Annotated in this window: 21 protein-coding genes; 8 read left to right on the forward strand and 13 right to left on the reverse strand. The window is 61.7% G+C overall.

Annotated elements, in window-relative coordinates:
- Positions 1-13 precede the first annotated feature (13 nt).
- From F8N66_RS26560 to F8N66_RS26570, 3 genes are read left to right on the forward strand one after another with little or no spacing between them, the layout of a single operon-like run.
- Entirely contained in the window at positions 14-739 is a 726-nt protein-coding gene (locus F8N66_RS26560) for a DUF484 family protein (RefSeq protein ID WP_150772972.1), read from the forward strand.
- Between the two features lie 2 nt (positions 740-741).
- Positions 742-1,641: a tyrosine recombinase XerC gene (gene xerC, locus F8N66_RS26565; RefSeq protein ID WP_150772973.1), complete on the forward strand. Its 900-nt coding sequence runs from the start codon at positions 742-744 to the stop codon at positions 1,639-1,641.
- Positions 1,638-2,345 carry an HAD family hydrolase gene (locus F8N66_RS26570; protein WP_150772974.1) on the forward strand — a complete coding sequence of 236 codons (708 nt, stop codon included), beginning with the start codon at positions 1,638-1,640 and terminating at the stop codon, positions 2,343-2,345. Before xerC ends, F8N66_RS26570 begins: the two co-directional genes overlap by 4 nt.
- Positions 2,346-2,491: 146 nt before the next feature.
- Here the strand turns inward: F8N66_RS26570 and sutA are convergent, their stop codons facing one another.
- The 4 genes from sutA to glnK all read right to left on the reverse strand — a co-directional run bounded on the left by sutA (position 2,492) and on the right by glnK (position 5,269).
- Complete coding sequence (gene sutA / locus F8N66_RS26575; RefSeq protein ID WP_150772975.1) at positions 2,492-2,815, reverse strand: transcriptional regulator SutA; 324 nt, start codon at positions 2,813-2,815, stop codon at positions 2,492-2,494.
- 101 nt (positions 2,816-2,916) lie between these two features.
- On the reverse strand, positions 2,917-3,342 hold the full coding sequence (locus F8N66_RS26580; RefSeq protein ID WP_150772976.1) for a secondary thiamine-phosphate synthase enzyme YjbQ: 426 nt from the start codon (positions 3,340-3,342) through the stop codon (positions 2,917-2,919).
- A gap of 215 nt (positions 3,343-3,557) precedes the next feature.
- Positions 3,558-4,895 carry an ammonium transporter gene (locus F8N66_RS26585; protein WP_150772977.1) on the reverse strand — a complete coding sequence of 446 codons (1,338 nt, stop codon included), beginning with the start codon at positions 4,893-4,895 and terminating at the stop codon, positions 3,558-3,560.
- A 35-nt stretch (positions 4,896-4,930) separates the two neighbouring features.
- The gene (glnK, locus tag F8N66_RS26590) at positions 4,931-5,269 is read right to left on the reverse strand and encodes a P-II family nitrogen regulator (RefSeq protein WP_002555808.1); all 339 of its coding nucleotides are present in this window, start codon (positions 5,267-5,269) and stop codon (positions 4,931-4,933) included.
- A 420-nt stretch (positions 5,270-5,689) separates the two neighbouring features.
- Here glnK and F8N66_RS26595 point away from each other — a divergent pair, with 420 nt between their 5' ends.
- Entirely contained in the window at positions 5,690-5,950 is a 261-nt protein-coding gene (locus F8N66_RS26595; RefSeq protein WP_150772978.1) for an accessory factor UbiK family protein, read from the forward strand.
- Positions 5,951-6,203: 253 nt separating this feature from the next.
- Positions 6,204-7,697, forward strand: coding sequence for a YifB family Mg chelatase-like AAA ATPase (locus F8N66_RS26605; RefSeq protein WP_150772980.1), 1,494 nt, complete (start codon positions 6,204-6,206; stop codon positions 7,695-7,697).
- Between the two features lie 129 nt (positions 7,698-7,826).
- Here the strand turns inward: F8N66_RS26605 and F8N66_RS26610 are convergent, their stop codons facing one another.
- A complete protein-coding gene (locus F8N66_RS26610; RefSeq protein ID WP_150772981.1) occupies positions 7,827-9,803 on the reverse strand; it encodes a methyl-accepting chemotaxis protein in 1,977 nt (658 codons plus the stop codon).
- Between the two features lie 188 nt (positions 9,804-9,991).
- The gene (locus F8N66_RS26620) at positions 9,992-10,912 is read right to left on the reverse strand and encodes a LysR substrate-binding domain-containing protein (RefSeq protein ID WP_150772982.1); all 921 of its coding nucleotides are present in this window, start codon (positions 10,910-10,912) and stop codon (positions 9,992-9,994) included.
- A 158-nt stretch (positions 10,913-11,070) separates the two neighbouring features.
- On the opposite strand from F8N66_RS26620, the gene F8N66_RS26625 reads away from it, so the two are divergent.
- The gene (locus F8N66_RS26625) at positions 11,071-12,468 is read left to right on the forward strand and encodes a NorM family multidrug efflux MATE transporter (RefSeq protein ID WP_150772983.1); all 1,398 of its coding nucleotides are present in this window, start codon (positions 11,071-11,073) and stop codon (positions 12,466-12,468) included.
- Positions 12,469-12,574: 106 nt separating this feature from the next.
- Here F8N66_RS26625 and F8N66_RS26635 read toward each other — a convergent pair whose 3' ends face one another.
- Entirely contained in the window at positions 12,575-14,248 is a 1,674-nt protein-coding gene (locus tag F8N66_RS26635) for a putative bifunctional diguanylate cyclase/phosphodiesterase (protein ID WP_150772984.1), read from the reverse strand.
- A gap of 264 nt (positions 14,249-14,512) precedes the next feature.
- Here F8N66_RS26635 and rep point away from each other — a divergent pair, with 264 nt between their 5' ends.
- Together rep and F8N66_RS26645 are read left to right on the forward strand one after the other, a co-directional pair.
- Positions 14,513-16,522: a DNA helicase Rep gene (rep, locus tag F8N66_RS26640; protein ID WP_150772985.1), complete on the forward strand. Its 2,010-nt coding sequence runs from the start codon at positions 14,513-14,515 to the stop codon at positions 16,520-16,522.
- Between the two features lie 57 nt (positions 16,523-16,579).
- Complete coding sequence (locus tag F8N66_RS26645; protein WP_020799401.1) at positions 16,580-17,152, forward strand: xanthine phosphoribosyltransferase; 573 nt, start codon at positions 16,580-16,582, stop codon at positions 17,150-17,152.
- A gap of 129 nt (positions 17,153-17,281) precedes the next feature.
- Here F8N66_RS26645 and F8N66_RS26655 read toward each other — a convergent pair whose 3' ends face one another.
- From F8N66_RS26655 to dadA, 6 genes are all read right to left on the reverse strand, one after another.
- A complete protein-coding gene (locus tag F8N66_RS26655; RefSeq protein ID WP_150772986.1) occupies positions 17,282-19,204 on the reverse strand; it encodes an acetyl-CoA hydrolase/transferase C-terminal domain-containing protein in 1,923 nt (640 codons plus the stop codon).
- Positions 19,205-19,455: 251 nt separating this feature from the next.
- Positions 19,456-19,869, reverse strand: coding sequence for a c-type cytochrome (locus tag F8N66_RS26660; RefSeq protein WP_150773211.1), 414 nt, complete (start codon positions 19,867-19,869; stop codon positions 19,456-19,458).
- Positions 19,870-20,051: 182 nt separating this feature from the next.
- The gene (locus F8N66_RS26665; protein WP_150772987.1) at positions 20,052-20,600 is read right to left on the reverse strand and encodes a cupin domain-containing protein; all 549 of its coding nucleotides are present in this window, start codon (positions 20,598-20,600) and stop codon (positions 20,052-20,054) included.
- A gap of 128 nt (positions 20,601-20,728) precedes the next feature.
- Entirely contained in the window at positions 20,729-21,802 is a 1,074-nt protein-coding gene (gene alr, locus F8N66_RS26670) for an alanine racemase (protein ID WP_150772988.1), read from the reverse strand.
- Positions 21,803-21,898: 96 nt separating this feature from the next.
- Positions 21,899-22,252, reverse strand: coding sequence for a RidA family protein (locus F8N66_RS26675; RefSeq protein ID WP_150772989.1), 354 nt, complete (start codon positions 22,250-22,252; stop codon positions 21,899-21,901).
- The gene (dadA, locus tag F8N66_RS26680; protein ID WP_150772990.1) at positions 22,224-23,528 is read right to left on the reverse strand and encodes a D-amino acid dehydrogenase; all 1,305 of its coding nucleotides are present in this window, start codon (positions 23,526-23,528) and stop codon (positions 22,224-22,226) included. Before dadA ends, F8N66_RS26675 begins: the two co-directional genes overlap by 29 nt.
- Positions 23,529-23,660 lie beyond the last annotated feature (132 nt).

The following is a 23,660-nucleotide window of genomic DNA, read 5'->3' on the forward strand; positions in this document are numbered from 1 at the left end:
GTGAGCCCAAGCCATGACCGATAAGCCACAGGTACCCGCCCGACAGCCCGACGAATCTGCGTCCGAAAGCCTGGAGGCGGCGGCGGTTGCCGCGTACCTGGAGGCTCATCCGGACTTTTTCGTCGAGCACGAAGAACTGCTCCCTGCCTTGCGCATCCCCCATCGGCGCGGCGACACCGTGTCCCTGGTCGAGCGGCAGATGACCATCCTGCGCGACCGCAATATCGAATTGCGGCACCGCCTCTCGCACTTGATGGACGTGGCCCGCGACAACGACCGCCTCTTCGACAAGACCCGTCGCCTGATTCTCGCGCTGATGGACGCAGGCACCCTGGAAGACGTGGTGATGTGCGTTGAAGACAGCCTGCGCCAGGATTTCCAGGTGCCCTTCGTCAGTCTCATCCTGCTCGGCGACAACCCTATGCCGGTCGGCCGCTGGGTCACCCACGCCGAGGCCCAAGTGGCCATTGGCGGTTTGCTGCAGGAAGAAAAAAGTGTCAGCGGCACCCTGCGCGAGCATGAACTGGACTTCCTGTTCGGCGAAGAACAGCGCAAGCAGATCGGCTCCACCGCCGTCGTTGCCATCAGCCACGAGGGCATCCACGGCATCCTGGCCATCGCCAGCCGTGATCCGCAGCACTACAAAAGCTCGGTGGGCACGCTGTTCCTGAGCTACATCGCCGAAGTCATGGGCCGCGTGCTGCCACGGATCAACAGCTCCCTGCGCTCGGTACGCTGATCATGGAACGGCAACTGGACGCTTACTGCGAACACCTGCGCAGTGAGCGGCAGGTGTCGCCGCACACGCTGTCGGCCTACCGTCGCGACCTGGACAAAGTGCTGGGCTGGTGCGTCAAACAGAACATCGGCAGTTGGGCTGCGCTGGACATCCAGCGCCTGCGCAGCCTGATCGCCCGCCTGCACTCACAGGGCCAATCCTCCCGCAGTCTGGCGCGATTGCTCTCGGCGGTGCGCGGGCTCTATCACTATCTGAACCGCGAAGGCCTCTGCGACCACGACCCGGCCAATGGCCTGGCGCCGCCCAAAGGCGAACGCCGCCTGCCGAAAACCCTCGACACCGACCGCGCGCTGCAACTGCTTGAGGGCGGGGTCGAAGACGATTTTCTTGCACGCCGGGATCAGGCGATTCTCGAACTCTTCTATTCCTCCGGGTTGCGCCTGTCCGAGCTGACCGGGCTGAATCTCGATCAGCTTGATCTGGCCGATGGCATGGTTCAGGTGCTCGGTAAAGGCAGCAAGACGCGTCTGCTGCCGGTGGGCAAGAAGGCTCGCGAGGCGCTGGAGCTGTGGCTGCCCTTGCGCGCCATGACCAACCCGGCGGACGACGCGGTCTTTGTCAGCCAACAGGGCCGGCGTCTGGGGCCACGGTCGATCCAGCTTCGGGTCAAGGCCGCTGGCGAGCGCGAACTGGGGCAAAACCTGCACCCGCACATGCTGCGGCACTCCTTCGCCAGCCATTTGCTGGAGTCCTCCCAGGACCTGCGCGCGGTGCAAGAGCTGCTCGGCCATTCGGACATCAAGACCACGCAGATCTACACCCATCTGGACTTCCAGCACCTGGCCACCGTCTACGACAGCGCCCATCCACGGGCCAAACGCATTAAGGGCGATGATTCATGACTATCCAATTGATCACCTTCGACCTCGACGACACCTTGTGGGACACCGCCCCGGTGATTGTCAGTGCCGAAGCGGTACTGCGCGAATGGCTGACCGAACATGCGCCCAACCTGGGTGCCGTTCCGGTGGAACACTTGTGGGCCATTCGCGAGCGCATCCTGAGCGGCGAACCGGGTCTCAAGCACCGCATCAGCGCCCTGCGCCGGCGCGTGTTGTTCCATGCCCTGGAAGAAGCCGGTTATACCCATGCAGAAGCATCGGACCTGGCCGACCAGAGTTTCGAAGTGTTCCTGCACGCCCGCCATCAGCTGGAAGTCTTCCCGGAGGTGCAACCGACTCTGCGAGTACTGGCCAACCACTACGCCCTTGGCGTGGTCACCAACGGCAACGCCGATGTGCGGCGGCTGGGGCTGGCGGATTACTTCAAGTTTGCGTTGTGCGCCGAAGACATCGGCATCGCCAAACCCGATGCGCGTCTGTTCCATGAGGCTTTGCAGCGTGGTGGCGCAACCGCCGAGACCGCGGTGCACATCGGCGATCATCCGGGCGACGACATCGCTGGCGCCCAGCAGGCGGGGCTGCGGGCGATCTGGTTCAACCCGGCGGGCAAAGTCTGGGAGGCCGAGCGCCTGCCCGATGCCGAGATTCGCAGCCTGACCGAGTTGCCGGCGTTGTTGGCCCTCTGGAATGCATCCAAAATTTGAGGTGCCCCTGAAAAGATCGCAGCCTTCGGCAGCTCCTACAGGGTGTACACAGCCAAATGTAGGAGCTGCCGAAGGCTGCGATCTTTGTTTCTGGCATGAAAAAGCCCGCAGCGACGGCGGGCTTTTTCAGCAAGCGCGAAGCAGGCTCAGATAGGCCGGCTGCCGTACTTGTTGTCAGGCTTCTTTGGCGGATCGGCGACCACATTGGCCTCCACTTCCTGCACCTTGCCACCACGCGCCAGGAACTCTTCCATGGCCTTGGCCAGGGCATCACGTTCCTTGTTCTTGGCTTCGACACTCGGCAGCTCATCGACCGATACCGCAGCCTTGGCCTTGCCTTTGGCGGTCGGGGCGGGTGCATCGCCGCCGTCGTCTTCAGCGACGTCTTCGGCCGCTGCTTCCAGACCTTCTTCGGTTTCGTCGTCGTCGCCTACTTCGAGGTCGTCGTTTTCCAGATCATCGTCGCTCATGTTCTACCTCATGACTTTCGAAAAGCAGATTAGTTATAGCCCAGCTTTGCCCTCTGTCGAAGGCTGCCGGAAAAATTCAATAACCACTGGTGACCAGCGGTTCATGCCTCTTCACCGTGCACGGTGGCGAGGACTTTACGGGCACCGCCAAAATCACGGTGCTCGCCCAGGTAAACGCCTTGCCAGGTCCCTAACGCCAGTCGACCTGCCGAGATCGGCAGACTGAGCTGACAGCCAAGCACGCTGGCCTTGAAGTGCGCCGGGAGGTCGTCCAGGCCTTCGTCGTTATGCTCATAGCCGTCTGTTCCTTGTGGGATCAGACGATTGAAAAATCGTTCGAAGTCGCGACGTACCGCCGGATCGGCGTTCTCGTTGATGCTCAACGACGCCGAGGTATGCTGTAGCCACAAATGCAGCAGACCGACCCGACACGCCTTGAGTTCAGGCAAGCCGGCGAGTAACTCGTCCGTTACCAGATGAAAGCCCCTGGGCCTCGCCCGAAGGGTTATCAGAGTCTGCTGCCACATACAGTTCTCCGCACGTTCGGGGCGCATTCTAGCGCGCTCTGGGAAAAAACAAAGGCCCTAATAAACCTTCCATCCTGTAAGTCCGCGGCGGCACAAAAACAGGCGTCGTAAACGTTGATAAAGCTGTCAGAAAAAACCTTTCAGCTGCACTTTCAATCATAAATCGCGGGCAAAAAAATGCCCGGCAAGCCGGGCAAGTTTTTACATGCGCGTGCTTACAAGTTGTAGCCGCGTTCGTTGTGAAGTGCCAGATCGATACCCACCGATTCTTCTTCCTCAGTGATGCGCAGGCCCATGACCGCATCCAGGACCTTGAGGATGATGAAGGTGACGATCGCGGTGTAGATCACCGTGAAGCCGACGCCTTTGCACTGAATCCAGACTTGTGCGGCGATATCGGTCACGGTGCCGAAGCCACCCAGGGACGGCGCGGCGAAGACGCCGGTCAGGATCGCGCCGAGGATGCCGCCGATGCCGTGCACGCCGAAGGCGTCCAGGGAGTCGTCATAGCCGAGTTTGCGTTTCAGGGTGGTCGCGCAGAAGAAGCACACCACGCCAGCAGCCAGACCAATCACCAGCGCGCCCATCGGGCCCACCGTGCCAGCGGCCGGGGTAATGGCGACCAGGCCGGCCACCACACCCGAAGCAATGCCCAGTGCGCTTGGCTTGCCGTGGGTGACCCACTCGGCGAACATCCAGCCCAGTGCGGCAGCGGCGGTCGCGATCTGGGTCACCAGCATCGCCATGCCGGCAGTGCCGTTGGCGGCGGCGGCGGAGCCGGCATTGAAGCCGAACCAGCCGACCCACAGCATCGCGGCGCCCATCAGGGTGTAGCCGAGGTTATGCGGCGCCATCGGGGTGGTCGGGAAACCTTTGCGCTTGCCCAGTACCAGGCAGGCAATCAGGCCAGCTACACCGGCGTTGATGTGCACCACGGTGCCGCCAGCAAAGTCCAGCACGCCCCAGTCCCACATCAGGCCGCCGTTGCCGGACCAGACCATGTGCGCAATCGGTGCATAAACCAGGGTGAACCAGATGCCCATGAAGATCAGCATCGCGGAGAACTTCATGCGCTCGGCGAAGGCACCGACGATCAGCGCCGGAGTAATGATGGCGAACGTCATCTGGAAGGTGATGAACACCGCTTCAGGAAACAGCGCCGCCGGGCCAGTCAGGCTGGATGGCGTGACACCGGCGAGGAATGCCTTGCCCATGCCGCCGAAGAAGGAGTTGAAGTTGACGACGCCCTGCTCCATGCCGGTGGTGTCGAACGCGATGCTGTAGCCATAAATGACCCACAGGACGCTGATCAGACCGGTAATGGCGAAGCACTGCATCATCACGGAAAGAATATTTTTCGACCGAACCATGCCGCCGTAGAACAGCGCGAGGCCGGGAATGGTCATGAACAGCACGAGGGCTGTCGAGGTCAACATCCAGGCGGTATCGCCGGAGTTGAGGACTGGGGCCGCCACTTCGTCTGCCGCCAAAGCCAGGCCGGGCATTACGAGGGACAACAGGGCTCCTAGCCCTGCGAATTTACGCAGAGTCATATTGTTTTCTCCTGGGGCGTTGGGTTTGTGGCGGCTTAGATTGCGTCGGTATCGGTTTCGCCGGTACGGATGCGAATCGCCTGTTCCAGATTGACCACGAAGATCTTGCCGTCACCGATCTTGCCGGTGTTGGCGGCCTTGGTTATCGCCTCGATAACCCGGTCGAGATCCTTGTCGTCAATGGCGACATCAATCTTCACCTTTGGCAGGAAATCGACCACGTATTCCGCGCCGCGGTACAGCTCGGTGTGACCCTTCTGCCGACCGAAGCCTTTGACTTCAGTGACGGTAATGCCCTGCACGCCGATCTCGGACAACGACTCGCGCACGTCGTCCAACTTGAACGGCTTGATGATGGCAGTGACTAGCTTCATGAAAACTCTCTCCCGAATTGGTGGACTTGCCCCAGGAAAACAAACCCGTCTCAAGTCTAAGCGCAGTGCCTGGCTTTGTAACGCATCGTCGGCCTTACCTGCCCGTCCGACGCCAGCTAACCGCTCCTTGCGAAACACTCCCCGCGTTTCGCTCGGCGCACTGCATTCGTCACGGTGACTGCATCAGTGCATGGGTCATGAGGGTCTAAGCAGAAAGCTTGCCATCTCCACAAAACTCATTGAATTCAAGCCTTTGTCAGTTGATGGCCGCCACTTCGCCACAACACCCGACACGTTACGCACAACAACGGTGCGATGCCGTCCATCCGCATGCGCGAAAAGCGTGCATCCCTTGCCCGCGAAATTGACTATAGACACTGCGTGATACACTGCCCGCCATCGTTACCAGGACATTCCCCCATGCTCGCGCCAAAAGACTTCCTCGACGCCCTGAGCGGCACCGCCTCCCGTCTCTTCAGCGGCGATACGCCCCTGCCGAAAGCCGAAATCGAAAGCCAGTTCAAGATGCTGCTGCAAAGCGCCTTCAGCAAACTGGACCTGGTGAGCCGTGAAGAGTTTGATAGTCAGATGGTTGTGTTGGCGCGCACCCGGGCACGGCTGGAGGCGCTCGAGACGAAGGTGGCGGAGATGGAAGCGAAGCTCAATCCGCCAACCGAGTAACACGGCAATACCTGTAGGGGCAGCCGGTCGACGCTCGATTACTCGCGAAGGTCGTGAACGATACTGCGAAGATCCAGATGGCCAATGGCGCCTGTGAATTTTTCGCGAGCGAGCTCGCTCCTACAATCGGTACTTCTCCATCCCCGCAACATCCTGTGAAGGTTTGCCCTTTCAGCCATCCCGCCAGAATCCCCTCCCCCGACTACCCTTCTCAAACCGCAGGAAGCGGCCTCCGTCATCTCAAGGAACGACCATGTCCCTCTCCATCGTCCACAGCCGCGCCCAGATTGGCGTGGATGCGCCCGCTGTCACCGTTGAAGTCCACCTCGCCAATGGCTTGCCGTCGCTGACCATGGTCGGCCTGCCTGAAGCGGCGGTGAAGGAGAGCAAGGACCGGGTGCGTAGCGCGATCATCAATTCCGGGCTGCAATTTCCGGCGCGGCGGATCACGTTAAATCTGGCGCCGGCGGATTTGCCGAAGGATGGCGGGCGGTTCGATCTGGCGATTGCCTTGGGGATTCTCTCGGCCAGTGTGCAGGTGCCGACGTTGACGCTCGATGACGTGGAATGCCTTGGGGAGTTGGCGCTGTCAGGTGCGGTCCGGGCCGTTCGCGGGGTGTTGCCGGCTGCGCTGGCGGCGCGCAAGGCGGGGCGCTGGCTGATGGTGCCGCGGGCGAATGCCGAGGAAGCGTGCCTGGCGTCGGGGTTGAAGGTGATTGCGGTGGATCATTTGCTGGAGGCGGTGGCGCATTTCAATGGGCATACGCCGATCGAGCCTTATCTATCCAATGGCCTGCTGTACGCCAGCAAACCCTATCCCGACCTGAATGAGGTGCAGGGACAACTCTCGGCCAAGCGTGCACTGCTGATTGCCGCGGCCGGCGCTCACAATCTGTTGTTCAGCGGGCCGCCGGGGACGGGGAAAACGCTGTTGGCGAGCCGCCTGCCAGGCCTGTTGCCGCCACTGGCCGAAAGTGAGGCGCTGGAGGTGGCCGCCATTCAATCGGTCGCCAGTTGCGTGCCGCTGAGCCATTGGCCGCAACGGCCTTTTCGCCAGCCGCATCACTCGGCGTCCGGGCCTGCGCTGGTGGGTGGAGGCTCGAAACCGCAGCCCGGTGAAATCACCCTCGCCCACCATGGCGTCCTCTTCCTGGACGAACTCCCGGAGTTTGATCGCAAGGTCTTGGAGGTGCTGCGCGAGCCGCTGGAGTCTGGACACATCGTGATCTCGCGGGCCAAGGATCGCGTGCGGTTCCCGGCGCGCTTCCAGTTGGTCGCGGCCATGAATCCTTGCCCCTGTGGATATCTTGGCGAGCCCAGCGGTAAATGTTCGTGTACGCCGGACATGGTGCAGCGCTATCGCAACAAGCTGTCGGGGCCGCTGCTCGATCGTATCGACTTGCACCTGACCGTCGCCCGCGAAGCCACGGCGCTGAATCCGACGCCGAAACCCGGAGAGAACACGGCATCGGCGGCGGTGCAGGTTGCCGAAGCCCGCGAACGACAGCACGGCCGTCAGGGATGCGCGAATGCGTTTCTGGATTTGCCTGGGCTGCGGCGCCACTGCACGCTATCCACAGTGGATGAGACCTGGCTGGAAACAGCCTGTGAGCGACTGACGTTGTCGCTCAGGTCAGCTCATCGATTGCTCAAGGTGGCGCGCACGCTGGCTGATCTGGAGAAGGTTGAGGGTATCAATCGAGCGCATTTGGCAGAGGCGTTGCAGTATCGGCCGGCGACACAGTGAAGGCTGGATAAGTGTCGGAACCGGGTCGCTCCCTTCGCGAGCAAGCCCGCTCCCACATTAGATCTGCAATGTTCACCGCCGATCTAATGTGGGAGCGGGCTTGCTCGCGAATGCTATTTCACGGACACCTCAACGAAACCGGTCAACCTCGGACCGCAAATCCGCCGCCAGCTTCTCCAGCTCCTTGGCCGTCACAGCCAGGTTCGACACCACCTCCCGCTGCTCACTGTTTGCCAGGGCAATGCTTTGCAAGTTGCTGCTCAGTAACGTCGCGGTGCTGCTCTGCTCCTGGGTGGCGGTGGTGATCGCGGCAAACTGCTGACCCGCCGAACGGCTCTGCTCATCGATCCGAGCCAGCGCCGCAGCGACGTTGGCATTGCGCGACAGACCTTCCTGCATCAGCACGTTGCCCTGCTCCATGGTGCTGATGGCGTTGCCGGTCTCTTGCTGAATGCTCTGGATCATGCCGGAAATTTCGTCGGTGGCTTCGCGGGTGCGGGAGGCCAGGTTGCGCACTTCATCGGCCACCACCGCAAAACCACGGCCCTGTTCACCGGCACGGGCCGCTTCGATCGCGGCGTTGAGCGCCAGCAGGTTGGTCTGATCGGCGATCGAGGTAATCACACCGACGATACCGCCGATTTCCTGGGAACGTTGACCCAACGTATTGATCACCGTCGCCGTACTGTTCAACGCACCGGCGATCTGCTCCAGCGACGAAGACGCTTCGTCCATGGACGTGCGACCGATCTGTGTCTGCTGGGCGTTTTCCTGGGCCAGGCGCTGGGTATTGCCCATGTTGTCAGCAATGTTCAACGAGGTGGCGCTGAATTCTTCGACGGCCCCGGCCATGCTGGTGATTTCACCCGACTGCTGCTCCATCCCTTCATAGGCGCCACCGGACAAACCGGACAGTGCCTGGGCGCGGCTGTTGACCTCCAGCGAGGCCGTGCGGATGTGCTCGACCATGGTCGACAACGCCTGGCTCATCTGGTTGAAAGCCCGGGCCAACTGGCCAATCTCGTCGTTGCTCGACACGCTCAGGCGCACGCTTAAATCGCCAGCACCCAAGGCTTCGGCCTGGCGCACCAGGTCACCCAGCGGCGCCAGCTTGCTGCGCAACAGCCAGACCGCCGAACCCACCGCCAACAACATCGCCAGCAAACTGCCGATGGCCAACTGGATACCGACACTCCAGGTCACGGCGCTGATTTCCGCTTTCGGCATGCTCGCCACCACCGACCACGGCCCGCCTTCGAACGGCACGGCCACGCTGTAGAAATCTTCGGACGTGTCGCTCCAGAAATCACCCTTGCCCGGCGTTTTCGCCAGGCTGACAACGGCCGGGACCGCTTGATCCAGCGCTTGCACCCCGGCAATCGGCACCAGCCATTTGTTCTGCTCGTCCAAAAGCGCCAGGGAACCGGTCTGGCCGATGCGGAAGCGCGTGAGGTTTTCGAACTGCGCTTTCTGCGCGTCGGTGTAATCGAAGCCTACATACAAAACGGCAATGACCTTACCGCTGCTGTCGCGCACGGGCGTGTACTGCGACATGTAGAAGCGTTCGAACAGCAAGGCGCGCCCCACGTAGCTCTGCCCCGCCAACAAACGGGCGTAAGCCGGGTTCGCGTGGTCAAGCAGTGTGCCGATGGCACGGCTGCCGTCCTGCTTGCTGACATTGGTGCTGACCCGAATGAACTCCTCGCCGCTGCGTACGAACACCGTCGCAACGCCTGCGGTCATTTGCTTGAACTCGTCCACTTCCTTGAAGTTGTTGTTCAGCACTTCGCTGCCCAGGTGCAGGCCCGGGGTCTGCGTACCCGCCACGGTCACCGGCTCATCCGGGTGCACGCTCAGGCCCGCGCCGAAGCGCTTCTCGAACAGTCCGGCCAGGCGTTGGGTGCTTTCACGCAAGGTGCCGTGGAAAGTGCTCAACTGATCGGCCAGCAACCGCGCCTCGCTGGCCAGGTGCTCTTCACGAGTGGCGAGGTTGGCGGTGTCCAGCGAGCGCAAGGCAAACAAGGTACTGCCGGTGATGACAATCGCCAGAATCACGGCAAGCGCAAGACCAAGCTGTGAGGCGATCCGGGCACGGGGTTGAGACATGACGGCTCCTGGCCGAGTGACCGGATCATCCTGATCGCGACGCACACTCAGCAAAATTTCTAATAATTAGGGGGGTAGCGTCGAACCTGCACGAAGGTCCCACGTGCAGATTTTCGGCGGCTCCCGGGAATACTTGAGTAAATAACCGGGGTATAGCTCAAGGCCGCCATTGCAGAAGCTTCATCGATTCAGCTCAGGTGCACCACATCCGGCAATTCCATGGCCCGGACTTCACTTTGCAGGAAGTCGCTGAGCCGCCGCATGCGCTCACCGCCGGGGCGGGTTTTCGGCCAGACCAGGTAATATTTCTCACCGCTGGCGACGGCCGTCGGCCACGGCAGGCTCAGCCGTCCCTGGGCCACATCTTCGGCCACCATCAGCAAATCGCCCATGGACACGCCATAGCCCCGCGCGGCGGCGATCATCCCCAGCTCCAGCGTGTCGAACACCTGCCCGCCCTTGAGCGACACCTGTTCAGCCAGGCCCATGCGTTCCAGCCAGTTGCGCCAGTCGCGCCGATCCGGCGTCGGGTGCAGCAGTTCGGTGTGGGTCAGCCGCGCCAGATCCCAGGGCTGATCGTTGAGGAGGTTGGGTGCACCCACCGGAATCAACTCCTCGGGGAACAGGTAGCTCGCCTCCCAGTCCGGCGGGAAATGCCCGTTGCTCAGCAACACCGCGCAATCGAACGGCTCATCGTTGAAGTCCACCGAATCGACGTCCATCCAGGCGCTGGTCAATTGCACCTCGTTGCCCGGCTGCAAATGACGGAACCGGCTCAGGCGCGCCAGCAACCAGCGCATGGTCAGCGTTGAAGGGGCTTTCATGCGCAGGATGTCGTCTTCGGCGCGCAAGGTATTGCAGGCGCGCTCCAGGGCGGTGAAGCCCTCGCGAATGCCCGGCAACAGCAAGCGGGCTGATTCGGTCAACTGCAGGTTGCGGCCACTGCGGTGAAACAAGCGGCAGGCAAAATGCTCTTCGAGGGTACGAATATGCCGGCTGACCGCACTTTGGGTGATCGACAATTCTTCGGCGGCACGGGTAAAGGAACTGTGCCGCGCCGCCGCTTCGAATGCGCGCAGAGCATACAAGGGAGGCAGACGACGTGACATGGGAAAAGCTCCTGTAGCGGGAGTTGGTCACCCTAACAGAAACCCGGCAGCATGAGTTTAAATCATGCTACCCATCCTTTTTATCCCTTTGTGCAAACCCTGCATAGCGCCGAAAATCGACGGCTTCCTGTCGACTTTTCCTACAGAGCGTGATGACCATGCAGCATCCAGCACGTATTGAACTCTGGGCCATTTTGCGGCTGGCGGGGCCGTTGATTGCCTCGCAGCTGGCGCACATGCTGATGGTCCTCACCGACACCCTGATGATGGCGCGCCTGAGTCCCGAAGCGCTGGCCGGTGGCTCACTGGGTGCAGCGAGCTATTCGTTCGTGTCGATTTTTTGTATCGGCGTGATTGCCGCGGTCGGCACCCTGGTGGCGATCCGGCGCGGGGCGGGCGATATCCTCGGCGCCACCCAGCTGACTCAGGCGGGAGTCTGGCTGGCGTGGCTGATGGCGCTGGCCGGCGGGTTGCTGTTGTGGAACCTCAAGCCGGCCCTGTTGCTGTTCGGCCAGACCGAAAGCAACGTTCAGGCCGCCGGGCAGTTCCTGTTGTTCCTGCCCTTCGCCCTGCCCGGCTACCTGACGTTCATGGCCTTGCGTGGCTTCACCAGTGCCATCGGCCGCGCCACGCCGGTGATGGTCATCAGCCTGGGCGGCACAGTGGCCAACTTCCTGCTCAATTACGCGCTGATCACCGGCATGTTCGGTCTGCCGAAGATGGGCCTGGCGGGCATCGGCCTGGTCACGGCGGTGGTGGCCAACCTGATGGCATTGGCGCTGGCCTGGCACATCCGCCGGCACCCGGCTTACGACGCCTATCCACTGCGCCGGGGCCTGTCGCGGCTCAACCGTCAGTACCTGAAGGAGTTGTGGCGCCTGGGCCTGCCGATTGGCGGCACCTACGCGGTGGAGGTCGGGCTGTTTGCGTTCGCGGCGCTGTGCATGGGCACCATGGGCAGTACGCAATTGGCGGCTCACCAGATTGCCCTGCAAATCGTCTCGGTGGCGTTCATGGTCCCGGCGGGGATTTCCTATGCGATCACCATGCGCATCGGCCAGCACTATGGCGCCGGGCAACTGCTGGATGCCCGACTGGCCGGACGGGTCGGCATCGCCTTCGGTGCGGCGTCGATGCTGGCCTTTGCGATGGTGTTCTGGCTGCTGCCGAATCAGTTGATCGGCCTGTTCCTGGACCACAACGACCCGGCGTTCCGCGAGGTCATCAACCTGGCGGTGAGCCTGCTGGCGGTGGCGGCGTGGTTCGAGCTGTTCGACGGCACGCAGACCATCGCCATGGGCTGTATCCGTGGGCTCAAGGATGCCAAGACCACCTTCCTGGTCGGCCTGACTTGCTATTGGCTGATTGGCGCGCCGGCCGCGTGGTGGATGGCGTTCCATTTGCACTGGGGGCCAACGGGCGTCTGGTGGGGTCTGGCGCTGGGTCTGGCGTGTTCGGCGGTGAGTTTGACGTGGGCGTTTGAATGGAAGATGAAGCGGATGATTCGGCGCGAGCCGGCGACAGCTCAGGCGTTCGGTAACGTCCAAATAGAATGAGATCCTGTGGAAGCGGGCTTGCTCGCGAATGCGGTGCAGCAGTCAACATTGATGTCGACTGACACACCGCTTTCGCGAGCAAGCCCGCTCCCACAATGGGTCCGCGTTAAACCACGACTTCCAGCGGCGCTTGTTGGCTGCTGTCGAACGTCAGGTACTCCACCAGATCCGCCAACGCCAACGGCTTGCTGATCAGATACCCCTGCACCTGATCGCACTCAAACCCGCGCAACAGCTCCAGTTGCTCCGGCGTCTCCACCCCTTCGGCCACCACTTCGAGGTTGAGGTTGTGCGCCAGGTTGATCATCGCGTGGACCAGTTTGCGGTTTTCTTCCCGTTGCTCCATGCCGCCGACAAAGCTCTTGTCGATCTTCAGCAAGGTGATCGGCAGGCTGTTGAGGTGCACGAACGATGAGAAGCCGGTGCCGAAGTCGTCGAGGGAGAAGCGCACGCCCAGGCGCCCGAGGGCATCCATGGTCTGCTTGACCAGGTCGCTGCGGCGCATGACCGCGGTTTCCGTCAATTCGAACTCCAGCCATTGCGCCTCGACGCCGCGCTCGGCAATCAACCGGCTCAGGGTCGACAGCAGCTGGCTGTCCTGGAACTGGCGGAACGACAGGTTGATCGCCATGTGCAGCGGCGGCAAACCGCGTTCGCGCAATGCCTGCATGTCGCGCAGGGCCCGGGAAATGACCCAGTAGCCAAGCGGCACGATCAGGCCGCTTTGCTCGGCCAGCGGCACGAATTCGCTGGGCGGCAGCAGGCCACGCTCGGCATGGCGCCAGCGCACCAGGGCTTCGAGGCCGACAATTTGCCCGTCCTCAAGATTCAGACGGGGCTGGTAATGCAGTTCCAGTTCATCACGGCGCAACGCCCGGCGCAGCTCGGTCTCGAGATCGGCGATGCTGCGGGCATTCCGGTTGATGCGTTCGTTGAAGATGTGAAAGGTGCAGCCCTGGGTGCTCTTGGCCTGTTGCATGGCAATGTGCGCATGCCACATCAACGGGTCTGCACCGGCCTGGGCGCGGGCGTGGGCGATGCCCAGGCTGGAGCCGATCAGCAGGCTTTCGCCATCGACCCAATAGGGCTCGGCCAAGGCTTCGGTGATGCGCTCGGCCATCCATTCGGCGCGCTGCGGTGCGCGGCGGGTGTCGATCAACAGGGCGAATTCATCGCTGCCCAAGCGCGCCAGTTGATCGCCGGCCTCAAGCTGGCTTTTGAGCCGCGCGACCACTTGCAGGATCAGGCGGTCACCGGCCTGGTGGCCGAGCGCATCGTTGGCGTGGCGGAAGTTGTCGAGATCGAGGTGGCCCAGCGCCAGGCCGCGACCGTCATTTTCGGCCAGGCGCGCTGTCAGCAAGGTCTGGAACCCCTGGCGATTGGCAATGCCGGTCAGCGGATCCTGCTCGGCCAGGCGCTGCAGCGTGGTTTCCAGCACACCTCGTTCACGCACGTGGCGCAGGCAACGGCGCAGCATCCCGGGATCGAGATGGTCGCGCACCAGCCAGTCGCTCACGCCGTCGGGCGGCGCCAGCGGTTCATGTTCGAGCAGCAACACCGTTGGCAGACAGCAACGGCCAGGCGCCGGCTGAAGGGCCGGGATCGTCAACAACACCGCGCTGCGGCTGTCATCGAACAGACTGCTGACCGACTCCCAACTCGGAGCGCTGATGAGCACGGCCGAGCTCCCCATCGGAGCCAGACACTCGCGCAACAACGCTGCCCACGCTGGCTCTTCGGCCAGTAGCAGCAAACGCAAGGGTTCGACAGGCGTAGACAAGCTAGCTCCCTAGACTCTGCAAAGATGTAGGCGACGGGCATTATGCCGTGCTGATATCCAATGACCAATGACATCAGTTATCAAACGAGGCCTTTGTATCCGGAATTACGAACATTAGCCGCTAATTCGTTGCGCATCCTGCGTGAAAGTAACAAAACCGGCAATTAGAGATCGCGTTGTACGTCACAAGTCGGAGAGAGCAGCACAATTCTGCGAGCCTGTTAAAATGCCGGCCCATTTCGTGACTGACTCCTGAATTTACCTATGTCCCGACTCAATCCCCGGCAGCAAGAAGCCGTGAGCTACGTCGGCGGCCCTCTTTTGGTGCTCGCCGGTGCTGGCTCCGGCAAGACCAGCGTGATCACGCGCAAGATTGCCCACCTGATCCAGAACTGCGGCATCCGCGCCCAGTACATCGTCGCCATGACCTTCACCAACAAGGCCGCGCGCGAGATGAAGGAACGGGTCGGGACCCTGCTGCGCGCCGGCGAAGGCCGCGGCCTGACGGTGTGCACCTTCCACAACCTGGGCCTGAACATCATCCGCAAGGAGCACGTGCGGCTGGGCTACAAACCGGGGTTTTCGATCTTTGACGAGACGGACGTCAAGGCCCTGATGACCGACATCATGCAGAAGGAATACTCGGGCGACGACGGCGTCGACGAGATCAAGAACATGATCGGCGCCTGGAAAAACGACCTGATCCTGCCGGCCCAGGCCCTGGAAAACGCCCGCAACCCCAAGGAACAGACCGCCGCCATCGTCTACACCCACTATCAACGCACGCTCAAGGCGTTCAACGCGGTGGACTTCGACGACCTGATCCTGTTGCCGGTGAAGCTGTTCGAAGAACACGCCGACATCCTGGAAAAGTGGCAGAACAAGGTGCGTTACCTGCTGGTCGATGAATACCAGGACACCAACGCCAGCCAGTACCTGCTGGTGAAAATGCTCATCGGCCAGCGCAACCAGTTCACAGTCGTGGGCGACGACGACCAGTCGATCTACGCCTGGCGTGGCGCACGCCCGGAAAACCTGATGCTGCTCAAGGACGACTATCCGTCCCTGAAAGTGGTGATGCTGGAGCAGAACTATCGCTCCACCAGCCGCATCCTGCGCTGCGCCAACGTGCTGATCTCGAACAACCCGCACGAGTTCGAAAAGCAGCTGTGGAGTGAAATGGGCCACGGCGACGAGATCCGCGTGATCCGTTGCCGCAACGAAGACGCCGAGGCCGAGCGCGTGGCCATGGAAATCCTCAGCCTGCACCTGCGCACCGACCGGCCCTACAGCGATTTCGCGATCCTCTATCGCGGCAACTACCAGGCCAAGCTGATCGAGCTGAAATTGCAGCACCACCAGGTGCCGTATCGTTTGTCCGGCGGTAACAGCTTCTTCGGGCGCCAGGAAGTGAAGGACCTGATGGCCTACTTCCGCCTGATCGTGAACCCGGACGATGACAACGCCTTCCTGCGGGTGATCAACGTCCCCCGCCGGGAAATCGGCTCGACCACGCTGGAGAAGCTGGGCAACTACGCCACCGAGCGCAAAATCTCGATGTACGCCGCCACCGACGAAATCGGCCTGGGCGAGCACCTCGACAGCCGCTTCACCGATCGCCTGTCGCGCTTCAAGCGCTTCATGGACAGGGTCCGCGAGCAATGCGCCGGCGAAGACCCGATCTCGGCACTGCGCAGCATGGTCATGGACATCGATTACGAGAACTGGCTGCGCACCAACAGCTCCAGCGACAAGGCCGCCGATTACCGCATGGGCAACGTCTGGTTCCTGATTGAGGCGCTGAAGAACACCCTGGAAAAAGACGAAGACGGCGAAATGACCGTCGAGGACGCCATCGGCAAACTGGTGCTGCGCGACATGCTGGAGCGCCAGCAGGAAGAGGAAGACGGCGCCGAAGGCGTGCAGATGATGACCTTGCACGCCTCCAAGGGTCTGGAATTCCCCTACGTGTTCATCATGGGCATGGAAGAGGAAATCCTCCCGCACCGCTCCAGCATCGAAGCCGACACCATCGAAGAGGAGCGACGCCTGGCCTACGTGGGCATCACCCGCGCACGCCAGACCCTGGCCTTTACCTTCGCCGCCAAGCGCAAGCAATACGGCGAGATCATCGACTGCGCGCCCAGCCGCTTCCTCGATGAGCTGCCACCGGACGACCTGGCCTGGGAAGGCAACGACGACACCCCGACCGAAGTCAAAGCCGTGCGCGGCAATAACGCATTGGCAGATATACGCGCGATGTTAAAGCGCTAGAATTGACCACTTTTACATAGACCTTCGGCGCCAAGGGCGCCAACTGAGGACAGCTTCATGGAAGCCCTGCACAAGAAAATCCGCGAAGAAGGCATCGTGCTTTCCGACCAGGTCCTGAAAGTCGACGCCTTTCTGAACCACCAGATCGACCCGGCCCTGATGAAGCTGATCGGCGACGAATTCGCCACGCTGTTCAAGGACTCGGGCATCACCAAGATCGTCACCATCGAAGCCTCGGGCATCGCCCCGGCGATCATGACCGGTCTGAACCTCGGCGTGCCGGTGATTTTCGCTCGCAAGCACCAGTCCCTGACCCTGACCGAAAACCTGCTGTCGGCGACCGTGTACTCGTTCACCAAGCAGACCGAAAGCACCGTGGCGATCTCCCCGCGCCACCTGACCAGCAGCGACCGCGTGCTGATCATCGACGACTTCCTGGCCAACGGTAAGGCGTCCCAGGCACTGATTTCGATCATCAAGCAGGCCGGCGCCACCGTGGCGGGCCTGGGCATCGTGATCGAGAAATCGTTCCAGGGCGGTCGCGCGGAGCTGGATGCGCAGGGTTATCGGGTTGAGTCGCTGGCGCGTGTTCAGTCGCTGGCCGGTGGCGTCGTGACCTTCATCGAGTAATCCGTCACACCGCCTTGTCCCTGTGGGAGCGGGCTTGCTCGCGAAGGCGGCGTGTCAGTCGACATCAACCTTGACTGGCACACCACTTTCGCGAGCAAGCCCGCTCCCACAGTGGTTTTGGGTCAACCGTTATTGCGCAGTGGCCTTAAGGCCGGTGAGCAGCAATCGCTGATACAGGTCTTCTTTCAGGCCATCCGGGTTGCTCAGCTGCATCCGCTCCAGATGCGCGGGAAACTGCGAAGCAGGCGGCGCATCCAGCGCAGCCTTGCCCAATTCCAGTATCTCGCTCAGCTTGAACTTGCTCTTGAGCCAGTTCAGCGCCCGCAACAAATCCCGCTCCACCTCGCTGAAATCACAACCCAACGGATATTCCGGAAACAGATGCGCATGGCGCCCCTGAATCGCCTGCAAACGCTGCGGATGGTTGTCGCTGAAACGCGGATCGAGATGAAAATCCCCGGGCAATTTACCGACCTTCTGCGCCTGTTCGATCAGCCCCGGCTGAAAGCGTGAGTCACTGATGTTCAACAGGGCTTCGATCACCGCCGCATCGGTCTTGCCCCGCAGATCGGCAATGCCGTACTCGGTGACCACGATGTCCCGCAGGTGGCGGGGGATCGTGCAGTGGCCGTACTCCCAGACAATGTTGGAACTGACGTCACCGCCCGACTCGCGCCAGCTGCGCAGCAGCAACACCGAGCGCGCACCGTGCAGGGCGTGGCCCTGCGCCACGAAGTTGTACTGCCCGCCGACGCCGCTGAGCACCCGCCCGTCTTCGAGCTGATCCGCCACGCCAGCACCCAGCAGGGTCATGGTGAACGCCGTGTTGATGAACCGCGCATCGAGGCGCTGCAAGCGCTTGAGTTCTTCCTGCCCGTAAAGCTCGTTGATGTAGCTGATGCGCGTCATGTTGAATTCGCGCCGCTTGCTCTGTGGCAACTCGCGCAGCCGCGCATAGAAGCTGCGCGGCCCGAGGAAGAAGCCGCCATGCACGCTGATGCCGTCGGTCTGCGCGGCCTCATCGAGGGTCCCGGCATTGGCCTGTTGTTGCGTCTGCACATCCGGGTAGACCTTGCGCCGAACGATCCCGGCATCGGCCAGCACCAGGAGGCCGTTGACGAACATTTCGCTGCAACCGTAGAGGCCCTTCGCAAAGGGTTCGAGGCCACCTTCTCGCTCGATCAGTTGCGCCCATGGGGTTAGGTTTATGTCCGCCAGCAGCGCCTTGTAACCGTCATTGTCAGCCTGACGCGCCAGCAACGCCGCTGTCAGCGCATCACCCATAGCGCCGATGCCGATCTGCAATGTGCCGCCATCGCGCACCAGCGTACTGGCGTGCAAACCGATGAAATGGTCCTGGAACCCCACCGGCATGTTCGGCGTGGAAAATAGCGTGGTGACGTCCTTCTCGTGGATCAGCAGGTCGAACGCATCGATGCCGAGTTCGGCGTCACCGGGCATGTAGGGCAAGTCGCTGTGCACCTGGCCGACCATCAGGATCGTCTCGCCGGCAGCCCGGCGCCTGGCGATCATGGGCAGCAAGTCGAGGGTGATGTCCGGGTTGCAACTGAGGCTCAGGCGATCGGGGTGTTCCGAATGGCTTGCCACCATTTGCGCCACCAGGTTCAAGCCCGCGGCGTTGATGTCCCGCGCGGCATGGCTGTAGTTGCTGCTGACATAGTCCTGCTGGGCTGGCGCGCTGTTCAGCAAGCTGCCGGGCTGCATGAAGAATTGCTGGACATGAACATTGCCCGGCAGGTTGTCGCGGTGCAGGTCGGCAAGGAAGTCCAGCTCCGGATAATCGCCGAAGACCTGTTCGATGAAGGGTTCGAGGAAGCGCTTTTGCAGCCCATCGCCCAGTGCGGGGCGGCCCAGGCACAGTGCGGTATAGATCGTCAGCTGACGCTCGGGCAACTGCGCCATGCGCCGATACAGCGCGTTGACGAACGGGTTGGGTTTGCCCAGGCCCAGGGGCAGGCCCATGTGGACATGCGCCGGCAAACGCGCCAGCACCTCATCGACCGCTTGCTCGATGGAACACAGCTGCACCATAGGATCCTCCCTTACATTCCATTATCTGGGGTTGGACCGAGCTTGCCGGGGATTTGCTGCGATGAACAGCCTGTCACACACAATGGGGGCGCCACAAAAACCTGGCAGGTGCTGCCGCAGGCCGCGATCTTGTGATTTTGATTTTTAAAAACAAGATCAAAAGATCGCAGCCTTCGGCAGCGCCTACCGGGAAATCGGCAGGCACAAAAAAGCCGCTCGCAAGCGGCTTTTTTGCGAAAGAGGCGGGCCTGTTACAGACCGGACATCTCTTTGATGGCGCCCTTCAGCTCGTCATCGGAGCAATCGGCGCAGGTGCCTTTTGGCGGCATCGAGTTGATGCCGGTAATGGCTTTGGCCAGGATGCCGTCGAGGCCGCCCTGGTGATCGGCACGCTCTTTCCAGGCTGCCTTGTCGCCGATTTTCGGCGCGCCCAACAGGCCGGTGCCGTGGCAAGCGTTGCAATGTTTTGCAATAACATCTTTAGGCGCCTTGGCACCGCCAGCACCGCCGGCAGCAGCGGCGACTTCCATGCCCTTACATTCTTTACCTGTTACACAGACCTGGCCGACTGGCTCAAGGCGCTTGGCAATTTCGTCGTTGGTCGCAGCTTGAGCGCTGGCAGCCCAGAGGGCCAATACGGTTGCTGGTACGGCCAGCATTTTCATAATTAGGTTCACGCGTTCACCCTCAATGGTGGCTAGTCACGCCTACGGCCACGGTTCGCAGGCGGGCGCAAGTATAGCGGTAAGCCCGCGACACTGAAACAACCCCAAAGTCGAAGGGGTCTTGTTGCGCAACGTCAAAACAGCTCGGGTGCCGCGGCCATGCTGGCAGGGCGCCTCTTCTCTTAAAAATTCGCGGGTGTCGCTGCGCTGATTAGTCGCGCCGGCGCATCGAACGGATTACGGAAACGATGCGGCTTGGTACTTTCAAAGTAGTAGCTATCGCCGGCTTCGAGCACAAATGTTTCAAGCCCGACGACCAATTCAAGCCGGCCCTCCACCAGAATCCCGGTTTCCTCGCCTTCGTGGGTCAGCATTTCGTCACCGGTGTCGGCGCCTGGCGGGTAGATTTCATTGAGGAATGCGATAGCCCGGCTCGGGTGCGCCCGGCCGACCAGTTTCATGGTCACTGCACCATCGGAAATGTCGATCAGCTCGTTAGCCTTGTAGACGATCTGAGTCGGTACTTCCTGCAGGATCTCTTCGGAAAAGAACTCGACCATGGACATGGGAATCCCGCCCAACACTTTCCTCAGCGAACTGATCGAGGGGCTGACGCTGTTCTTCTCGATCATCGAAATGGTGCTGTTGGTGACGCCCGCGCGCTTGGCGAGTTCACGCTGGGAAAGACCTTTGAGCTTACGGATCGATTGCAGTCGTTCACCGACGTCCAAAGCTTGCGCCTCCAGGGATTCAGGTTGTTGGAATATTGAGCGTTATCATGGCGACAGCGTTCAGTATTTACAACACCTTGACCTGAATCCTGTTCGGCGAGGCGACTTCCGGTCCGTGCGGCCCGGCGTCAGCTCCCGGAATAGAGCAGTGGCACCCGGCGCAGGTTGCAGAAAATCTGGTAAGGAATCGTGCCCGCCGCGATGGCCACGTCGCTGGCCAGGATGTTTTTGCCCCACAACTCGACGGTCGAACCCAGGCCGGCTTGTGGAATATCGGTCAGGTCGACGCACAGCATGTCCATCGACACCCGGCCGATCAACTGGCTGCGTTGCCCGGCCACCAGCACCGGCGTACCGGTGGGCGCCAGGCGCGGGTAGCCATCGGCGTACCCCATGGCGACCACGCCTACGCGCATCGGCTTCTGGGTGATGAATTTGGCGCCATAGCCGATCGGCTCGCCGGCCGGCAGTTCGCGCACGCTGATCACCTTCGACTCAAGGGTCATCACCGGCTGCAGGCGCGCCGCCACGGCGTTGGCTTCTTCGAACGGGGTGGCGCCGTAAAGCATGATGCCCGGACGCACCCAATCGCTCGGAATCTGCGGCCAACCCAGCACCGCTGGCGAATTGCGCAAGCTGACCTCGGCCGACAAGCCCTGGCGCGCGGCTTCGAACACCGCGACCTGTTCGGCGCTGGCCTGGCAGTTCAGTTCGTCGGCGCGGGCGAAATGGCTCATCAGCACGATCTTCGCCACGTTGCCGCTGGCCAGCAGCCGTTGATACCCCGCCTGGTAGTCCTTCGGATGCAGGCCGACGCGGTGCATGCCCGAGTCGAGCTTGAGCCAGACCGTGATCGGCTTGCCCAGTGCTGCTTTCTCGATCGCTTCGAGTTGCCACAGCGAGTGCACCACGCACCAGAAATCATGCTCGACGATCAGCGCCAGTTCATCGGCTTCAAAAAAGCCTTCCAGCAGCAACACCGGCGCGCGAATGCCGGCGGCGCGCAGCTCCAGGGCCTCTTCGATGCAGGCCACGGCGAAACCATCCGCCTCGGCTTCGAGCGCCTGGGCGCAACGCACCGCGCCATGACCATAGGCGTCGGCCTTGATCACCGCGAGGGCACGGGCACCCGTGACTTCACGGGCGATCTGGTAGTTGTGACGCAGGGCTTGAAGGTCGATCAGGGCACGGGCAGGACGCATGGCGGCAGACTTCTGGTCGGTCGTTGGGAAGAAAAACCGGCACTGATTGACGGCGTGAACCGCCAGTAATGCCGGGAGAGGGATCTTTCAGAGCCGTTATGGCAGAGCGGCTACAACCGACAGCTCTACCAGGATGTGCGGCTCGCACAACTTCGCTTCGACCGTGGCGCGGGCCGGTGCGACGCCTTTCGGCAGCCACTGGTCCCATACCGCGTTCATGCCTTCGAAGTGCGCATCAATGTCTTTCAGGTAAATCGTCACCGACAGCAGACGGTTCTTGTCGGTCCCGGCCAGATCAAGCAGACGCTCGATGTTGGCCAGGGTTTCACGGGTCTGCTGTTCAATCCCGGCGTTCATGTCGTCGCCAACCTGTCCGGCCAGGTACACCGTGCCGTTGTGGGTGACGATCTGACTCATGCGCTCATTGGTGAGCTGGCGCTGGACTGACATGTTTTGCGGACTCCTGTCGTTTGTTGCCGTAGCGGGAAATATCGAGGCCTTCGGCGCTGATCTGCGGCGTTTTCTTCGCCATCAGGTCGGCCAGCAAGCGACCCGAGCCACAGGCCATGGTCCAGCCGAGCGTGCCGTGGCCGGTGTTCAGGAACAGATTCTTGAACGGTGTGGCGCCAACGATTGGCGTGCCGTCCGGAGTAGTTGGACGCAGGCCGGTCCAGAAACTGGCCTGGGCCAGATCGCCGCCCTGAGGATAAAGGTCGTTGACGATCATCTCCAGGGTTTCGCGCCGACGCGGGTTCAGCGACAGGTCAAAACCGGCGATCTCCGCCATGCCGCCAACGCGGATGCGGTTGTCGAAACGGGTAATCGCGACCTTGTAGGTCTCGTCGAGAATGGTCGAAGTCGGGGCCATCGCCGGGTTGGTGATCGGCACGGTCATGGAGTAACCCTTGAGCGGATACACCGGCGCCTTGATCCCCAGCGGCTTGAGCAGTTGCGGCGAATAGCTGCCGAGGGCCAGCACGTAACGGTCCGCGGTTTCCAGCTTGCCGTCGATCCACACGCCGTTGATACGATCGCCGGCGAAGTCGAGGCGCTGGATGTCCTGGCCAAAACGGAATTGCACACCCAGCTTCGCGGCCATTTCCGCGAGTTTGGTGGTGAACATCTGGCAATCGCCGGTCTGGTCGTTCGGCAGACGCAGGGCGCCGGACAGGATATCGGTGACGCTGGCCAGGGCCGGCTCGACGCGGGCAATGCCTTCGCGGTCGAGCAGTTCGAACGGCACGCCGGACTCTTTCAACACGGCGATGTCTTTCGCGGCGCCATCGAGCTGAGCCTGGGTGCGGAACAATTGGGTGGTTCCGAGGCTGCGGCCTTCGTAGGCAATGCCGGTTTCGGCGCGCAGTTCGTCGAGGCAGTCACGGCTGTACTCGGACAGACGGACCATGCGTTCCTTGTTCACCGCATAACGGCTGGCGGTGCAGTTGCGCAGCATCTGCGCCATCCACAGGTACTGGTCGATGTCGCCGGTGAGCTTGATTGCCAGGGGTGCATGGCGCTCCAACAGCCACTTGATGGCCTTGAGCGGCACACCCGGTGCGGCCCACGGCGAGGCATAACCCGGCGACACCTGGCCGGCGTTGGCGAAACTGGTCTCCATGGCAGCGGCTGGCTGCCGGTCGACCACCACCACTTCAAACCCGGCACGCGCCAGATAATAAGCACTGGTGGTACCGATGACGCCGCTACCCAAGACCATGACGCGCATTTTTATATCCCTCATCGCGGCTGACCGCTGACGTGTGAAGTTCAGAGCTTTAGATGTGCGCAGTGTAAAAAAGAATAGGCAGTGATTTTCACTATATAAACGCCTATATTTGGCGACAATTCTCGGCAAAAA

The sequence above is a fragment of the Pseudomonas fluorescens genome (assembly GCF_902498195.1).
GTDB lineage: Bacteria > Pseudomonadota > Gammaproteobacteria > Pseudomonadales > Pseudomonadaceae > Aquipseudomonas > Aquipseudomonas fluorescens_BU.

What these genes read in the sequence shown, in the direction of transcription:
- F8N66_RS26625 (WP_150772983.1), top strand. Translation starts at nt 11,071, where the DNA reads ATGCAGCATCCAGCACGTATTGAACTCTGGGCCATTTTGCGGCTGGCG.
- F8N66_RS26675 (WP_150772989.1), bottom strand. Translation starts at nt 22,252, where the DNA reads ATGTCAGTCCAGCGCCAGCTCACCAATGAGCGCATGAGTCAGATCGTC.
- F8N66_RS26580 (WP_150772976.1), bottom strand. Translation starts at nt 3,342, where the DNA reads ATGTGGCAGCAGACTCTGATAACCCTTCGGGCGAGGCCCAGGGGCTTT.
- F8N66_RS26620 (WP_150772982.1), bottom strand. Translation starts at nt 10,912, where the DNA reads ATGTCACGTCGTCTGCCTCCCTTGTATGCTCTGCGCGCATTCGAAGCG.
- F8N66_RS26660 (WP_150773211.1), bottom strand. Translation starts at nt 19,869, where the DNA reads ATGAAAATGCTGGCCGTACCAGCAACCGTATTGGCCCTCTGGGCTGCC.
- F8N66_RS26655 (WP_150772986.1), bottom strand. Translation starts at nt 19,204, where the DNA reads ATGGTGCAGCTGTGTTCCATCGAGCAAGCGGTCGATGAGGTGCTGGCG.
- alr (WP_150772988.1), bottom strand. Translation starts at nt 21,802, where the DNA reads ATGCGTCCTGCCCGTGCCCTGATCGACCTTCAAGCCCTGCGTCACAAC.
- F8N66_RS26595 (WP_150772978.1), top strand. Translation starts at nt 5,690, where the DNA reads ATGCTCGCGCCAAAAGACTTCCTCGACGCCCTGAGCGGCACCGCCTCC.
- F8N66_RS26560 (WP_150772972.1), top strand. Translation starts at nt 14, where the DNA reads ATGACCGATAAGCCACAGGTACCCGCCCGACAGCCCGACGAATCTGCG.
- F8N66_RS26645 (WP_020799401.1), top strand. Translation starts at nt 16,580, where the DNA reads ATGGAAGCCCTGCACAAGAAAATCCGCGAAGAAGGCATCGTGCTTTCC.
- F8N66_RS26585 (WP_150772977.1), bottom strand. Translation starts at nt 4,895, where the DNA reads ATGACTCTGCGTAAATTCGCAGGGCTAGGAGCCCTGTTGTCCCTCGTA.
- sutA (WP_150772975.1), bottom strand. Translation starts at nt 2,815, where the DNA reads ATGAGCGACGATGATCTGGAAAACGACGACCTCGAAGTAGGCGACGAC.
- glnK (WP_002555808.1), bottom strand. Translation starts at nt 5,269, where the DNA reads ATGAAGCTAGTCACTGCCATCATCAAGCCGTTCAAGTTGGACGACGTG.
- F8N66_RS26570 (WP_150772974.1), top strand. Translation starts at nt 1,638, where the DNA reads ATGACTATCCAATTGATCACCTTCGACCTCGACGACACCTTGTGGGAC.
- F8N66_RS26610 (WP_150772981.1), bottom strand. Translation starts at nt 9,803, where the DNA reads ATGTCTCAACCCCGTGCCCGGATCGCCTCACAGCTTGGTCTTGCGCTT.
- rep (WP_150772985.1), top strand. Translation starts at nt 14,513, where the DNA reads ATGTCCCGACTCAATCCCCGGCAGCAAGAAGCCGTGAGCTACGTCGGC.
- dadA (WP_150772990.1), bottom strand. Translation starts at nt 23,528, where the DNA reads ATGCGCGTCATGGTCTTGGGTAGCGGCGTCATCGGTACCACCAGTGCT.
- F8N66_RS26605 (WP_150772980.1), top strand. Translation starts at nt 6,204, where the DNA reads ATGTCCCTCTCCATCGTCCACAGCCGCGCCCAGATTGGCGTGGATGCG.
- xerC (WP_150772973.1), top strand. Translation starts at nt 742, where the DNA reads ATGGAACGGCAACTGGACGCTTACTGCGAACACCTGCGCAGTGAGCGG.